Source organism: Candidatus Omnitrophota bacterium (genome assembly GCA_003598025.1).
Taxonomy (GTDB): Bacteria; Omnitrophota; Gorgyraeia; order Gygaellales; family Profunditerraquicolaceae; genus Profunditerraquicola.
The window spans coordinates 50436-65261 of the sequence record QZKH01000009.1 but is presented as its reverse complement, the minus strand read 5'-3'; the positions used below and the strand labels follow the sequence as shown (position 1 = coordinate 65261).

The 14826-nt window shown below is 42.6% G+C and carries 15 protein-coding genes; all 15 read right to left on the bottom strand.

Annotated elements, in window-relative coordinates:
• A complete protein-coding gene (locus C4533_07730) occupies positions 1–1296 on the bottom strand; it encodes a glutamate--tRNA ligase (protein RJP27343.1) in 1296 nt (431 codons plus the stop codon).
• 2 nt (positions 1297–1298) lie between these two features.
• Positions 1299–1835 (bottom strand): 2-oxoacid:ferredoxin oxidoreductase subunit gamma, encoded by a 537-nt coding sequence (locus C4533_07725; GenBank protein RJP27342.1) that lies wholly within the window; start codon positions 1833–1835, stop codon positions 1299–1301.
• Positions 1832–2560, bottom strand: coding sequence for a 2-oxoglutarate oxidoreductase (locus C4533_07720; GenBank protein ID RJP27341.1), 729 nt, complete (start codon positions 2558–2560; stop codon positions 1832–1834). The genes C4533_07725 and C4533_07720 overlap by 4 nt, the downstream gene beginning before the upstream one ends.
• 2 nt (positions 2561–2562) lie before the next feature.
• On the bottom strand, positions 2563–3636 hold the full coding sequence (gene vorB / locus C4533_07715) for a 3-methyl-2-oxobutanoate dehydrogenase subunit VorB (protein ID RJP27340.1): 1074 nt from the start codon (positions 3634–3636) through the stop codon (positions 2563–2565).
• Between the two features lie 86 nt (positions 3637–3722).
• Positions 3723–3926 carry a 4Fe-4S dicluster domain-containing protein gene (locus tag C4533_07710; GenBank protein RJP27339.1) on the bottom strand — a complete coding sequence of 68 codons (204 nt, stop codon included), beginning with the start codon at positions 3924–3926 and terminating at the stop codon, positions 3723–3725.
• Entirely contained in the window at positions 3926–5776 is a 1851-nt protein-coding gene (gene dxs / locus C4533_07705) for a 1-deoxy-D-xylulose-5-phosphate synthase (protein RJP27338.1), read from the bottom strand. Before dxs ends, C4533_07710 begins: the two co-directional genes overlap by 1 nt.
• Entirely contained in the window at positions 5769–6014 is a 246-nt protein-coding gene (gene xseB, locus C4533_07700) for an exodeoxyribonuclease VII small subunit (protein ID RJP27337.1), read from the bottom strand. Before xseB ends, dxs begins: the two co-directional genes overlap by 8 nt.
• The gene (gene xseA / locus C4533_07695) at positions 6007–7359 is read right to left on the bottom strand and encodes an exodeoxyribonuclease VII large subunit (protein ID RJP27336.1); all 1353 of its coding nucleotides are present in this window, start codon (positions 7357–7359) and stop codon (positions 6007–6009) included. The genes xseB and xseA overlap by 8 nt, the downstream gene beginning before the upstream one ends.
• Positions 7349–9118, bottom strand: coding sequence for a hypothetical protein (locus C4533_07690; protein ID RJP27335.1), 1770 nt, complete (start codon positions 9116–9118; stop codon positions 7349–7351). Before C4533_07690 ends, xseA begins: the two co-directional genes overlap by 11 nt.
• On the bottom strand, positions 9119–9898 hold the full coding sequence (locus tag C4533_07685; GenBank protein ID RJP27334.1) for a TIGR00282 family metallophosphoesterase: 780 nt from the start codon (positions 9896–9898) through the stop codon (positions 9119–9121). It lies immediately after the preceding gene.
• 72 nt (positions 9899–9970) lie between these two features.
• Positions 9971–11524: a ribonuclease Y gene (gene rny / locus C4533_07680; GenBank protein RJP27333.1), complete on the bottom strand. Its 1554-nt coding sequence runs from the start codon at positions 11522–11524 to the stop codon at positions 9971–9973.
• A 48-nt stretch (positions 11525–11572) separates the two neighbouring features.
• Positions 11573–12115 (bottom strand): 5-formyltetrahydrofolate cyclo-ligase, encoded by a 543-nt coding sequence (locus C4533_07675; protein ID RJP27332.1) that lies wholly within the window; start codon positions 12113–12115, stop codon positions 11573–11575.
• A gap of 33 nt (positions 12116–12148) precedes the next feature.
• Positions 12149–12580, bottom strand: coding sequence for a Fe-S cluster assembly scaffold protein NifU (gene nifU, locus C4533_07670; protein ID RJP27331.1), 432 nt, complete (start codon positions 12578–12580; stop codon positions 12149–12151).
• A 1-nt stretch (position 12581) separates the two neighbouring features.
• Positions 12582–13235: a 5,10-methylenetetrahydrofolate reductase gene (locus tag C4533_07665; protein RJP27330.1), complete on the bottom strand. Its 654-nt coding sequence runs from the start codon at positions 13233–13235 to the stop codon at positions 12582–12584.
• 173 nt (positions 13236–13408) lie between these two features.
• Positions 13409–14719 carry a replication-associated recombination protein A gene (locus tag C4533_07660; GenBank protein RJP27329.1) on the bottom strand — a complete coding sequence of 437 codons (1311 nt, stop codon included), beginning with the start codon at positions 14717–14719 and terminating at the stop codon, positions 13409–13411.
• Between the last annotated feature and the right edge of the window lie 107 nt (positions 14720–14826).

Genomic DNA, 14826 nt, shown 5'->3' with positions numbered 1-14826 from the left:
TTACTCCTTTCTTAACCTCCTGCTTAAACGCTCTATTGCTCTATCTTTACCCAGATAATATATGACTTCAAACAGCCCGGGCCCCACGGTTTTACCGGTTAAAGCCACCCTGACCGGATGTATCAATTCCTTGGCCTGAATACCCAGCTCACCGACTAGCTCTCTAAAGGCAGTCTCAATGTTTTGGATATCAAACTGCTCTAAGCCCTTGAGCCTAGCCACAAAAAGCCCGAACTCCTTAGATAAATCTTTGCTAAAAAATTTATTTTCAAGTTCCGGTGTTATTTTAATATCTTCGGCGAAAAAGAAATCTGCCCAATCACAGAAATCATTAACCTTTGCAAGCCGAGGTTGAAATAATTTTACCAAAGAAATAATGTAATTTCTATCAAAATCATCTTTTTTTATCATGCCCCTTTCAATGAGCAGTGAAATTATATTTTCAGCCAAAAGATTGGTTTCTGCATTCTTGATATATTGGTTATTCATCCAGTCCAGTTTCTTTAAATCAAATGTTGCTGCCGTTTTATTTACTTTTTCCAGCTCAAACAATTTAACAGCCTCATTGATATCTATGATCTCGCGATTTTCCCCGGGAGACCAACTCAACAACAAGAGATAATTCACTAATGCCGGCGCTAAATATCCCATTGCCCTGTATTCGCTTATTGCCGTAGCTCCGGTCCTCTTTGAAAGACGCCCCCCCTCCATGCCGAGGATTAAAGGAAGGTGCGCAAATTTCGGCAAATCAAAACCTAGCGCCTGATAAATCAAGATTTGTTTAGGGGTATTCGATATATGGTCGTCTCCGCGCACAACATGGCTGATTTGCATAAGCGCATCATCTACTACGCAGGCAAAATTATATGTAGGTGTACCGTCTGATTTTATCAAAACCTGGTCCTTAATCACACTGGTATCGAATTCAATACAGCCCCTTATAAGGTCATCGATTATAATCTTTTGAGGCTTAACTTTATAAATAACAGCTTCTCCCTTATCTGTTTTCTCAATATATGCCGATCCGTCTTTTAGCAGCCTGTCTGCCTGGGAACGGTAAAGTTCAAATCTTTTACTTTGGAATTCCATACCGTCCCAGCTAAATCCAAGCCACTTAAGGCTATTCAGAATTTCATCTACAAACTCCTGCCTTGAGCGCAGGCTATCGGTATCTTCGATACGTAATACAAACTCGCCATTTTTTGCCTGCGCAAATAGCCAATTAAAAAGCGCTGTCCTTGCCCCGCCGATATGTAAATTCCCGGTGGGCGACGGCGCGAACCTCACTCTTATCATTTTCAAACCAGGCCTTTCTCAACGGCAACCTTATTTATTGTTATTAATGCCCTGCTTTTCCCGGAAGCCATTTTTTCAAACACCCTGAATATTTCCTTTTTAGTTATCAACGGTTTGTTTTTTATATACGCGCCCAATGCTACCATATTAGCCACTTTGACGCTGCCCAGCTGCGAAGCTATATCTGTAAAGGCCATTGCTTTAAGAATAAATTTCCTGTTTTTTACAGATGAAGAGCTGCTATCGGCAAGAGAGCTATTAATAAGCATAATACCATCTTCTTTTATCCTGTCTTTAAATTTCAAAAGCGAAGGCTCATTCATTATTATAAGGGTATCTGCTTTATCAATATAAGGCGAACTGACTTCTCTATCAGATATAATCACCATGCAATAAGCCGTCCCTCCCCGGACTTCGGCGCCATAACAAGGAAACCAGGTAACCTGCAGGCCTTTTAAACTTGCTGCCTCAGCCAAAACCTTACCCAGCAGCATAATTCCCTGTCCGCCTGCTCCTGCAATAATTACCCGTTCAATCATTTTATCCTCCCCAGAGGAAACTCCTTAGACATTGTGCCTTTCATCCAGGATAAAGCATCGTTGGCAGACATACCCCAATACGTAGGACATGCAGAAAGAATCTCTACCAGTGAAAAACCTATCTTATCCATTTGATTCTTGAATGCCTGTTTAATGGCTATTTTTGCTTTAATAATTTCGGGTGGACTGGTTAAGCTTACTCTTTCCACGTATTTAACTCCCGGGAGGGTGGCTAAAATTTCTGATATCTTAAGAGGATACCCGTGGATTTGGCTGATTCTTCCATCGGGAGTAGTAACAGTAGTTTGGCCCAATAGCGTTGTCGGGGCCATTTGCCCTCCGGTCATTCCATAAATTGCATTGTTTATAAAAATAACGGTTAAGTTCTCGCCCCTGTTAGCCGCGTGCAGTGTTTCGTTGGCCCCAATAGCCGCTAAGTCGCCGTCTCCCTGATAAGTAAAAACAATATTTTCCGGCCTGACTCTCTTAATTGCTGTAGCTACAGCCAGGGCCCTTCCGTGGGCAGCTTCGGAGCAATCAAAATCCCAATAATCATATGCAATTACTGCACAGCCAACAGGAGCTACAGCAATAACCTTCTCTCTTATACCAAGATCATCGATTACCTCTGCTACTAAACGATGTGCTATACCGTGGCCGCAACCAGGGCAATAATGCGTTGGCACATCCTTTAATGCTCTGGGCCGCTTTATAATTTTTTTCATGATTATCTACGGATTATTTTTTTAAGCTTATCAATGATTTCGGCTTCAGCAGGAATGCCTCCTCCTGAGCGTCCGAGAAAATCTACCTTTGATTTATCTGCCACAGACAAAAGCACATCTTCGATCATCTGGCCGTAAGACATTTCCACAACCAAAAAACTTTTAAAATGCTTACTTTTTTCTATTTCTCTGAAAGCATTTTTAGGAAACGGCCATAAAGAAACCGGTCTGATTAATCCGACCTTCCTGCCTGCATTATTCAGGTCCTGCATGGCGCTCTTTGCTATCCTGGCCATTATACCGTAGGCTACTATAATCACTTCGGCATCTTTGACATTGGTCATTTCAAAGCGCTGCTCTTTATTCCTTATCTCACTATATTTTTTTTGCAGGGACAAATTGAATTTCTCAAGCCCTCCTTCCTGCATATAAAATGATTTTACCACATTGGGCTTTCTCCCCCTGCATCCAGTCAACGCCCACTTCTTCTCTGGTAGTTTTTTGCTGTGGACTGTGGACTGTGGACTGTGGACTGAAACCGGTTCCATCATCTGCCCAAGCATACCGTCGCTTAACACCATGACCGGAGTACGGTATTTATCAGCAAGGTTAAATGCAAGGGGCATTAAATCCAGTGACTCTTGGACTGACGACGGAGCTAACACCAAACAATGGTAATCGCCATGCCCGCCTCCGCGCGTTGCCTGGAAATAATCGGACTGGCTTGGAGAAATATTGCCTAAGCCGGGCCCTCCCCGCATTACGTTGATAATTACCGACGGTAATTCTGCTCCGGCAATGTAAGATATGCCTTCTTGTTTTAAACTTATCCCGGGGCTGGACGATGAAGTCATAGCACGCGCACCGGCTGCTGCTGCGCCAAAGACCATATTGATTGCCGCTAATTCAGACTCGGCCTGGATAAAAATTCCTCCTGCCTTGGGTAAATTAACAGCCATGTAGGCAGTCAACTCATTCTGCGGGGTGATCGGATACCCGGCATAGAATTTACATCCGGCGCGTATTGCGCCCTCAGCTAAGGCTTCATTGCCGCTCATTAGAATCTTATCATTCATTGGTTAATCCTGTTTCGTATTGCCCCGGGCGTAGCGCGCTCAAGCTATTAATCATTACGCAATACTCAATACGCTATACGCATTACTCATTTATATACTTCGATACAGCAATCGGGACAGATTATCGCACACATTCCGCACCCCGAACACAGCCCGTCATCCTTGAATTTAACTATCCTTGCCCCTCGGCGATTCATCTTATCAGATACGACTATCTCTTTACGCGGGCATACACTTATACAAAGCAAGCAACCCTTACATTTCTGACTGTCAATCACGATTTTAGCCATTATCTTCCCATCAAACCTCTTATCGTATTTGCTATCCCGCTCTCGGACAAGCCATATTTCTCAAGAAGCGTTTTTCTCTTGCCAGCAGGAATGAATTCAAACGGAAGGCCTATTCTTGTAACCGCTAAACCAGTTGCTTCGACCACCGCAGCTCCGAAGCCGCAATCCAAAACGCCTTCCTCTACTGTAATTATCCTTTTGGCCTTAGAACAAACTTTCTGAATAACATCGGTATCAATCGGCCTTATAAAACGGGCATTGACAAGAGATCCGTGAAGGCCTTCTTTTTTAAGTATCTCGATAACCTTATAACATGTACTAGCCATTGTCCCTACAGCTATTATGGCAAAATCATCGCCATCGCTTAAAATTTCGGCTTTACCCAATTCTATTTTATTGCACCTTTTGGAATCCAATTCTTCTATCGTGCCTTTGGGATACCTTATGGCAACCGGTTTACCTAAGGTCATCGCAAAAGAAAGCATACTTTCAAGCTCTTTGGCATCCATGGGAGCCATAATCGTAAAATTAGGTATGCTTCTTAAATATGCGATATCAAATACTCCCTGATGCGTAGGTCCGTCTTCACCGACTATGCCCGCACGGTCTATCGCTAAAACAACCGGTAAATCCTGCAAAGCGACATCTTCGATAAGTTGATCGTAAGCGCGCTGTAAAAATGTTGAATAGATGGCTGCCACCGGTTTTAATCCCGCCCTGGCTAATCCTGCGGCAAAACATACAGCATGCTGTTCGGCAATACCTACGTCAAAAAACCTATCAGGATATAAGTCCCGGAATTTATCTAAGCCTGTGCCCTCTGCCATAGCAGCTGTTATGGCTACTATCCTTTTATCTTGAGACGCAAGCCCAACTATTTTTTCGCTAAAAACTTCCGTATAGGACTTGGTTTTATTTTTATCAACCGGGTCCCCGTTACTGATGTTGAATGGGCCGGTACTGTGAAATTTTACCGGCTCTTTTTCCGCAGGCGGATAACCTTTGCCTTTTTTCGTAATAATATGCAGCAGCCTCGGACCCTTCAGGTTCATAATATTTTTCAGTGTTGGTATAAGCAGATCCAGGTTATGGCCATCCAGAGGACCAAAGTAGCGAAAACCCAGTTCTTCAAAAAATATTCCGGGGATAAATAACCCTTTTAATCCTTCCTCAAACTTATTGGCGATCTTTATTAACCTGCTGCCTTTAGGTATGCGCGAGCTTACAAAACCCTCCAGAGAACCCCTGAATCTATTATAGATAGGCAGAGAGAGCACCTTATTTATATAGGTGCTTAAGGCACCGGCATTAGGCGCTATGCTAAGCTCATTTGTATTAAGTATAACCAGGATATCTTTCTTCAGGTGACCTGCATTGTTAAGGCCTTCAAAGCATAACCCGCCGCTTAGTGAACCATCTCCGATTACCGCGACAATTTTTGGATTGTTTTCTGCACCTAATCGCTGATAGGCGCAGACTAATCCCAAAGCCAAGGACACCGCATTAGAGCTGTGGCCTACCGTAAAAGGGTCGTATTCAGATTCGTCCTTATGGGGAAAACCGCTTATGCCTTCGGATTTTCTTAATGTCTCAAAGCAATCATTCCTGCCGGTAATTATTTTGTGTGCGTATGCCTGGTGCCCGACATCCCAAATTATCTTATCTTTTGGCGTATTGAAACAATAATGCAGCGCCATTGCCAATTCAACCGCCCCGAGGCTGGAGGCAATATGCCCCCCGGTTACCGATACTACATCAATAATCCTCTTGCGGATCTCGGATGATAAGCCCGGTAAAGCCTCAAGCGGCAACTTTCTTAAATCTTCGGGTGAATGTATCTTTTCAAGCATCTTGTTCCTGGTCTTGTGATTCCGATAAGGGCTTCAATTCAAAATCGCCTTTTTTGTTTTTTGTTAATACATCTATTTTTTTCTTGGCGTTATCAAGCCTTTGCGAACATTGCCTGGAAAGCTCTATGCCCTCCTGGTATTTCTTCAAAGCCTCATCAAGAGAAAGTTCCCCGGATTCTAAATCTCCGACTATTTTTTCCAGTTTCTTTAAAGCATCTTCGAATTTCATCTCAGCCATCTTTTTTTACCTCCGTAACCGAGCTTATAATTTCGCCCTCGGAAAGCCTTGTCTTTATCAGGTCGCCTTTTTTCAGTATTTTTGTGTTCTTAATAACTTCCCCGGAACTTATATTAAAAGTTATGGAATAACCGCGAGATAGTATCGCCAGAGGGCTTAAATCTGAAAGCCTACCTGCGGCTCTAACGTATTCGGCCTCTCTCAATCTTACATAATGCGACGTTCTTACAAAAATCTGCCGGGCGAGATCCGTAATCCTATCTTTGTATTGCTGTATCACTGCTACCGGATTAAGCAAATGTAATTTTCGCAAACCCGTATTAAACCTGGAAAAATTCAGTTCGATAATATGGTTTGCGCTTAATATAATTCTGCGCACATTCTCTAAAACAAAAGCCTGGTAATTATCATGTATCTCCATGAACGACCTTAAAAGGTCGCCTTTAAGTTCGCCTAATCTTTGTTTAAGGTCTTCCTTTCTGGGGATAACTTTTTCTGCTGCTACCGAAGGAGTAGAAGCGCGCATGTCTGCCACCAGATCAGCTATAGTTATATCGCGTTCATGGCCTACTGCAGAAATGACGGGAATCCTTGATTTATATATTGCTCGGGCTACCACCTCTTCATTAAACGCCCAGAGATCCTCCATGCTGCCTCCTCCGCGTCCGACAATCATAACTTCAATTCTATCTTCCTTGGGGGCGGACTCATTAAAGAAATTTAATTCCTCTATAGCTTTTGCTATTTCATCCTTAGCGGTGCTACCCTGAACCATAGTAGGTTTTATAATTATATGGGCATCTCTGAACCTGTTATCCAAAACCTTAAGCATATCTCTAATAGCGGCTCCGGAAAGAGACGTAACTATGCCGATGACTGAAGGTAAGTATGGGATCGGCCTTTTGCGCTGCTCAGAAAACAGCCCTTCCTTTTCCAGCTTGTTCTTTAGCTGCTCCAAAGCAAGCTGAAGGCTGCCTATACCTTTAGGCTCTATCTTTTCTATAATAAGTTGATATTTGCCATGAGGCCCGTAAACCTCAATATTGCCGAAACAAATGACCTTTAACCCGTTTTCGGGGTTAAATTTTACTGTTTTTGCGATACGGCTGAATATCACGGAATTAAGCAGCGCAAGATCGTCTTTGAGAGAAAAATAATAGTGTCCGCTTGAAGAAGGCCTGAAATTTGTGATTTCGCCCTCGATCCAAAGCCCCTGAAAATTACTCTCAAGGACTAATTTTATATCCTGCGTAACCTGAGAAACGGTAAGAACGGCTTTACCGCCAAGACCTTGCTGCTGGGCGACAGGGAAAATACTGGAGCCATCTGTAGAGTTATTGGGCATTTTCTTGCTTAACTTTTGTATCTTGAGGTAGTTTGGCTGCCTCACTTTTTACTTCTTGCGGCTTATTCTTTAGAACTAATAAATTAACAGAATACGGTTTAAAATTGAACTCTAATGTCAGATTATCTTTGGAAGAAACATCTTTTTCTTCCGCTGGGGCAAAATCACAATCGCTGATACACACAGCATCTACCACGTATCTCTGATAAACATAATCACCGTTTATATTCTTAATGTTTAGCCGTAAAGTATGATCTTTGGATGCAAAACTATTGGCCTGTTCTTTTAATTCCTGCGCCTTTTTAAGCAGATTTTTTAATTTATTCCTTACTCGAAGTTTGGTTATATCTATCTCTCTGGATATTAATTTATCAAAATCTCCGCTACTAAACAGCCCAAGCAGCGACTTTCTATCAGCATCGCTAAGCGAAGAAATGTTCCTGGAAACATAGTTTTTGGATATAACTGGGTCAATATAACTATAAACAATGATCGCCAATTCATTGCTTGACTTAGACGCTATCATCCCCACAAACTCGTTATCTGCCTTTAGCGAGTCTGTAAAAATATAATCCCCGAGCTTTAAAAGCATCTTATATACAGAAAACAATGATTTGGGGCCGCCTTTATACCCGGATGCCCTCTGGTCAAACCAAAAGATGCCAATATTTCTTATGACATTCTCTTCGGTATCATAAAAATCCTCCAAAGAGAATAGCTGCTGATAATTTATTCCGGCCAAATGCATATATTTTATCCGGGCAGGGATAAAACTTGCCGCAATCTGACAATTCTGCCTTCTCTCGGGGATTACATTGGGCCCGCTGTCATAATTCCATTCATCTATGATAATAGGGATATTGCGGTCGAGGCGGAAATACGAAAGCCAGTCTCGGATAAGAGAAGAAGCATTTTTATTATAAACTGTCATTTCCTGGTCAGTCTTGGGATCGGTGGAATATGCATGCCAACTTATAAAATCAAGAGGCAGATTATACCTTGAACAGTATTTTATCAATTCGTAAATCAGGCTTCTTTCCGGCTTGATGATATTTGCGCCATCAAAATTCTGGAACCACCAGCTTACGGATGGGCCGCCTAATGATATATAAATTTTACTTTTTGCCCTCAGTTCTTTTACAGCTTCTGCTACAGCCCGGTATAAATTAAGATAATCCTGCTTTCCCCCTAAAAAGAAATCGTCAAGATCAGGGGCGCTCCAGACTTCATACCAGATATTATATTTCTTCTCTACGCTTAACCTGTTTATGTGAGACTTTATCAGTTCTTTAAATGCGCGGTAATCTCTTACTGCGCTTCTTTTATCTAAAATCCTGCCCATACCCGCAGGTGTCCCAAAGATGTCCAGGATTACTATGCCTCCTGCGTCGTTAATATTCTTTATCACTTCTTCATAGCTATTTAACAGCTTATCGCGTTCTTTTGACTCGCTGATTTCCCATAGATTATACTGGATCCTGTACATGCCCGAAAAACCAATGGCCTTTTTCCATGTCTCTATAGATTCCGGGGAAGCCAGCTCCTGAGGCCAATAAGCAACATTATTATGCCCTCTCCCGCTTAAATCTATATTTGGCCTGAATATCTTAGGCGTAATTACCGTTGCTGATGACGCATTTAGATTAAGCTCTATAATATCTTCCTGGGCGAACAGATAAAGTTCACAGGGGTTGAATAGAAACAATGCTATTATTGCACAACACAGAAAACCCCTGGCAACCGAACGCAGATCAAACATTTAATACCCCTTTTGCAGCCTTAAAATGCTCCTGGCTAAACCGTTATTTTCATCTATATCAACAATGGCGCCTTGCATCTTAACATTGTCTTCAGCGACATTAAATCTGGTAGGAATAAGCGTAAGGAACCTTTGCAGAACATCTTCCACTTTCCTTCCAATCACAGAATCGCAAGGTCCGGTCATGCCTACGTCTGTTATAAAAGCCGTCCCTTTAGGTAAAACCCTTTCATCGGCAGTCTGTATATGCGTATGCGTGCCAAGAACAGCTGATACATGGCCGTCAAGATACCATCCAAGGGCGACTTTTTCCGAAGTCGCCTCGGCATGCATATCAACAATAACTACCTTTGTTTCTTTTGCGATTTCTTCGGAACATTTTAATGTAGCTCTAAAAGGGCATTCAAGCGGATCCATAAAAACCCTGCCGTTTACATTGATTACCCCGACCTTATTACCCTTTCTATCGCTAAAAACTCCCCAGCCATAACCAGGCGTACCGTCGGGGAAATTACAAGGCCGCAGGATCCTTCTGTCCTTGTCAATCACTTCAAAGATCTCCTTCTTTTTCCAGATATGGTCTCCGGAAGTCAAAACATCGACTCCGGCGTCAAAAAGCTGAGCTGCGATCCTGGGTATAATCCCGGAACCTCCTGCCGCATTCTCAGCATTTGCTATAACAAAATCAACGCCGTATTCTTCTTTAGCCCCTGGTAATAGTTTCTCTATGGCTTCTCTTCCGGGGCTTCCGACTATATCGCCGATAAATAATATTTTCATAATTAGTTAGTTCATTGTTCATAGAAACTGCTCGCTTGCTCTGACTATGAACTATGAACCATAAGCCATGAACTATTTGGCATACTCAATTGCCCTGGTTTCCCTAATCACAGTAACTTTAATTTGTCCCGGGTACTCCAATCCCTCTTCTATCTTCTTACGTATATCCCTGGCCAGGTTGACACTGTCTGTATCTGTAATCTTTTCCGGCTGGACAATTACACGGATTTCTCTGCCGGCCTGTATTGCAAAAGATTTTTCAACCCCCTTAAATACATTTGCTATCGATTCAAGTTTCTCGAGCCTTTTTATGTATGTTTCCAGGGTTTCGCGCCTTGCCCCAGGCCTTGTTGCGCTGATAGCATCGGCAGCTATTGTAAGGACTGAATACAAGCTGTAGGGTTCTGCCTCTTCATGATGGGCCTCAATCGCCGCCTGGACCTCTTGCGATTCGTTATACTTCCTGGCTAGCTCCGCCCCGATCTTGGCATGCGTGCCTTCTACCTGATGGTCGATAGCCTTGCCTATATCATGTAACAGGCCTATGCGTTTTGCAAGCTTAAAATCCAGGCCCATCTCTGAAGCCATGGCACCCAAGATAAATGCCACTTCCTTAGAATGCTGTAATGCATTTTGACCGAAACTTGTCCTGTATCTTAAGCGGCCTAACAACTTTATCAATTCCGGATGGAAAGCGCTTAAGCCAACATCAAAGACGGCACGTTCTCCCTCCTCCCGGATCTTCTCATCCATTTCTTTCTTGGTCTTTTCTACGATTTCTTCAATGCGTCCGGGATGTATCCTGCCGTCGCCTATCAGTTTCTCTAAACTCATCCTGGCGACCTCTCTCCTTACCGGGTCAAACGCAGAAATCGTAACCGCTTCCGGGGTATCATCGATAATTACATCTACTCCGGTCGCCATCTCTAAAGCACGTATATTCCTTCCTTCTCTGCCTATAACCCTGCCCTTCATTTCATCATTAGGGAGATTAACAACGCTGACTGTAGATTCAACAGTATGTTCAGCCGCACAACGTTGTATCGCAAGGCTGATTATCTCTCTTGCTTTTTTATCGGCTATGGTTTTTATCTCCTCTTCCTGCTTTTTGATCAGAAGGCCTTTCTCATTATTCAACTCTTCATTTAAACGATTAAGCAATATCTGTTTTGCTTCTTCAGCCGACAGAGAGGAGATTTTCTGCAGTCTTTCCTTTTCTTCCGCTATCAAAGAGTGCAAATGATGCTCTTTGCTCTTTAGGTTCTCCTCCTGCTTATGGGCATTATCTAACTTCAGGTCTATTTCTTTTTCTTTCTTTTCCAAAAGATCGAGCCTGCGGTCTATGTTTTCCTCTTTTTGAGACAGCCTTTTTTCGGCATTAACGAGTTCCTGGCGCCTATCCTGTGTCTGGCGCTCAAAATCCTGCCGCATGCGGTAGAGAAGGTCCTTGGCTTCTAACTCTGCTTCTCTGCGTTTATCCTGAATTTCTTTTTTTGCCTGTTCAAGTATATAGCTTGCTTTGGATTCGGCATCCTGGATTTTCTTTTCGGCAATATGTTTCCTTAAAATATAGCCGGCATAAAGCGAAATCAAAGCAGCAACCGGAATAAAAATTAGACTTAACATATATTATAAACCTCCTATTGTCTGGTAATGCTATTATGCGGGAAAAAATTAAGCAAAGATGACCTTGTTGACTCTTATATCTCGCTTGGTGGTAGGAATTGAAGGTAAGATTTGAAAATCAAAAGCAAGACCTATACTTTTAGCATGCTTGGGGAGGCAACTTAAAAAAGAATCGTAATATCCCTTTCCCCTACCCAAACGATTACCCTTTTTATCAAAAGCAAGGCCCGGCACGATGATCAGATCTAGCTCGTTTTTATCAATCATTTTTTTAATCGCTGGCTCCCGCACGCCATATAAGCCTCTCTTTAAGGAAGGTTTGGCCCCTAAAATACACGGCTTTATTACCTTACTAAAGAAACTGACGGGGACTGCGATAATCTTACCTATTTTTTTTGCTTCTTTTATCATTTCCTTTGTATCAACCTCTCCATCAAACGAAATATAGAACATTATTTTTTTTGACCTTCTAAAAACCGAAGTCTTAAAAAGTTTTTGCTTAATTTTAGCACTTTTTTCCTCTCGGTTTTCCTCCTTCTGTGTTTTTAGTTTATGTAAAATCTTACTACGTAACTTTTGCTTTGTCAACATCGCCAAAATCCAATATCAAAGAATCCCTGTTTTTTAGTGGCATCCATGATGAGGATCTTCCTTAATCTCCAAAAAAGAGGTATCTTTGCCGATCTTCTGGTAGTAATCCTTTATCGCCGATTTAAGAGCCTGTTCAGCCAAAACAGAACAATGCATTTTTATAGGCGGCAGCCCTCCAAGGGCTTCCGCTACCACTTTATTAGATATTTTCAGCGCCTCCTCTATGGTCTTGCCTTTTATTAATTCCGTTGCTATCGAGCTAGTCGCGATTGCTGCTCCGCATCCAAAGGTTTTGAATTTGGCATCGACGATAACTTCCCCCTCGACTTTAATAAACATCCTCATAACATCACCGCATATAGGGTTGCCGACATTACCTATTCCGCTTGCATCGGGTATCTCTCCGACGTTACGAGGGTTGGTAAAATGATCCATTACTTTTTCGCTATAATTCAGTTCGCCCATATCATTTATTGATCAACAGCTCTCTAGGCCGGATGCTCTTTGTATGTTGCCTTGCTTTCTGTATTTTTCTGAAATTTGCTAATTTGCCGGTTTTCTCCAATTCTCTATATATTAATACCCAGGCGCAGTCTTTATTTTTATCTACCTCACATTTACCGCTATCCATTCCGCCACAAGGCCCGTTCAGCAGGCCTTTAGAACAAATCGTAACAGGGCATATACCCCCCGTAATATCCAATATGCACTCCCCGCATAAAGAGCATTTTTCGTAAAAATTCCCGCGGGAGTCCATTACTGCCCCAAACAAAGTATTGCATCCGGGCAGGACCGCTAATCCGAGACGGTCATTCTCCTTGGCAGACTGGACGCCTAACCCGCAGGCCAGTACTAAAATCGAATCTGCCTTACGTAAGTCTTTTATGTTTTTAGCCAGTTCTGCTTTTAGTTGGCTGGCAACACAAGGGGCTTTTGGTATGCAGCTGCCGACAACTTCTTTACCGCTTGCTTGCAGCTTATCTTTAAGCTCAGCGATTTCTTTTTCACCGCCGGTTTTACAAGAAGTAGCGCACTCACCGCATCCGATTAAAAAAATCTTGTTGGCGGTTTTTAATATATCTATAAGTTGCGCAAAGGGTTTCTGCTCAGTAATAATCATATTTAGTAATTCCCTTTATTATTCTACCATTTTCCAAATTTCAGGACAAGGGAAATTTATATTACCTGCCTGCCACTGTCTACCGACAGGCAGAGCAGGCAGGGTTCATAGTTCATGGTTCATAGATAGACGGGCGTGCTATTAACCTTGAACTATTAACTATGAACTAACACCTACTCTTTACCTTTCAGCTTCTCCATCCTCTGTTTTATTTTGGATTCGTAGCCATTATCGGTAGGCTCATAATACTTTATTGGGTCTTTTGTATATTTCTGCTCCACATAATGCTGTGGAAAATCATGGCTGTATTTATAACCTTCTCCGCGGCCTAATTTCTTTGCCTGTGGATAAGAGGCGTCTTTCAGATGCCCGGGCACTTCCTGTACCCTGCCGCTTTTTATATCTGACAAGGCATTATCAATAGCTAAATATGAAGCATTCGATTTGGGCGCACAGCTAACATAAATCGCCGCCTGGGCTAACGGTATCCTTGCTTCAGGCATACCTACGAATTCAGCTACATGCAAAGCAGCATTCGCCAGCACTAATGCAAGCGGATCGGCATTGCCCACATCTTCAGCAGCGCATATGCAGATCCGGCGGGCGATGAATCGGGGGTCCTCTCCGGCATAAAGCATCTTAGCCATCCAATAAATAGCCGCATCGGGGTCACAGCCGCGCATCGACTTGATAAACGCCGAAGCAGTATCATAATGCGCGTCTTCGTCCTTATCGTAAATAACGGCTTTCTTCTGTATGGACTCGCTGGCTATCTTTACAGTAAAGTGAATAGAGCCGTCATTTGATTTAGGCGTTGTAAGCACCCCTATCTCTACGGCATTTAAAGCCCTCCTGGCATCACCTTCGCATACTTTGGCCAGAAATTGTATTGCTTTTTTCTCCGCCTTAATTTTAATATTGCCTAAACCGTCTTCTTTGTCTTGCAGCGCTCTATCGATGATCCTTGTAATTTCTTCTTCGCTTAACTGGTTAAGCTCACAAACCAGGGAACGGGAAAGAAGCGCTGATGCCAAATAAAAATAAGGATTATGAACAGTTGCCCCGATTAAAATTACATTTCCTTCCTCTATATCAGGCAGCAGTACATCCTGCTGGGCTTTATTAAAACGGTGAATCTCGTCTATAAACAGGATTGTCCTCTTTGATTCATTTTTTTTATAGCTTCTGGCGGCTAAGATTATTTTTCTTAACTCCTCAACATTGGAAGTAGCCGCATTAATTGACTTATAAACAGACTTTGTGGTATTAGCTATACACCAGGCTAACGAAGTTTTTCCCACCCCCGAAGGACCGTATAAAATCAGAGAACTAAGCCGGTCGGCTTCAATAGCCCGCCTCAAGATTTTACCCTCTCCAAGAATATGCTCCTGCCCAACGAATTCTTTTAAAGTATAAGGCCGCATCCTTACAGCTAAGGGAAAGTTTTTCTTGCTTTCTTTCGGTGTTTGGCTAAATAGGTCCATAGGAGGGTGATTTTGATTTACTGATTTAATGGTTGAACTCTCGTCACGAATTTCATTAATAACCGGCGCTAAGAAGCATTTGCTTCGGGATTTTTTCTTTACGCCTT

Excerpts from the sequence above, each read along its gene's own strand:
- C4533_07685 (RJP27334.1), bottom strand. The coding sequence starts at position 9,898 with ATGAAAATATTATTTATCGGCGATATAGTCGGAAGCCCCGGAAGAGAA.
- C4533_07710 (RJP27339.1), bottom strand. The coding sequence starts at position 3,926 with ATGGCTAAAATCGTGATTGACAGTCAGAAATGTAAGGGTTGCTTGCTT.
- rny (RJP27333.1), bottom strand. The coding sequence starts at position 11,524 with ATGTTAAGTCTAATTTTTATTCCGGTTGCTGCTTTGATTTCGCTTTAT.
- C4533_07660 (RJP27329.1), bottom strand. The coding sequence starts at position 14,719 with ATGGACCTATTTAGCCAAACACCGAAAGAAAGCAAGAAAAACTTTCCC.
- nifU (RJP27331.1), bottom strand. The coding sequence starts at position 12,580 with ATGGGCGAACTGAATTATAGCGAAAAAGTAATGGATCATTTTACCAAC.
- C4533_07675 (RJP27332.1), bottom strand. The coding sequence starts at position 12,115 with ATGTTGACAAAGCAAAAGTTACGTAGTAAGATTTTACATAAACTAAAA.
- C4533_07665 (RJP27330.1), bottom strand. The coding sequence starts at position 13,235 with ATGATTATTACTGAGCAGAAACCCTTTGCGCAACTTATAGATATATTA.
- xseB (RJP27337.1), bottom strand. The coding sequence starts at position 6,014 with ATGGCTGAGATGAAATTCGAAGATGCTTTAAAGAAACTGGAAAAAATA.
- vorB (RJP27340.1), bottom strand. The coding sequence starts at position 3,636 with ATGAATGATAAGATTCTAATGAGCGGCAATGAAGCCTTAGCTGAGGGC.
- C4533_07725 (RJP27342.1), bottom strand. The coding sequence starts at position 1,835 with ATGATTGAACGGGTAATTATTGCAGGAGCAGGCGGACAGGGAATTATG.
- C4533_07730 (RJP27343.1), bottom strand. The coding sequence starts at position 1,296 with ATGATAAGAGTGAGGTTCGCGCCGTCGCCCACCGGGAATTTACATATC.
- xseA (RJP27336.1), bottom strand. The coding sequence starts at position 7,359 with ATGCCCAATAACTCTACAGATGGCTCCAGTATTTTCCCTGTCGCCCAG.
- C4533_07690 (RJP27335.1), bottom strand. The coding sequence starts at position 9,118 with ATGTTTGATCTGCGTTCGGTTGCCAGGGGTTTTCTGTGTTGTGCAATA.
- dxs (RJP27338.1), bottom strand. The coding sequence starts at position 5,776 with ATGCTTGAAAAGATACATTCACCCGAAGATTTAAGAAAGTTGCCGCTT.
- C4533_07720 (RJP27341.1), bottom strand. The coding sequence starts at position 2,560 with ATGAAAAAAATTATAAAGCGGCCCAGAGCATTAAAGGATGTGCCAACG.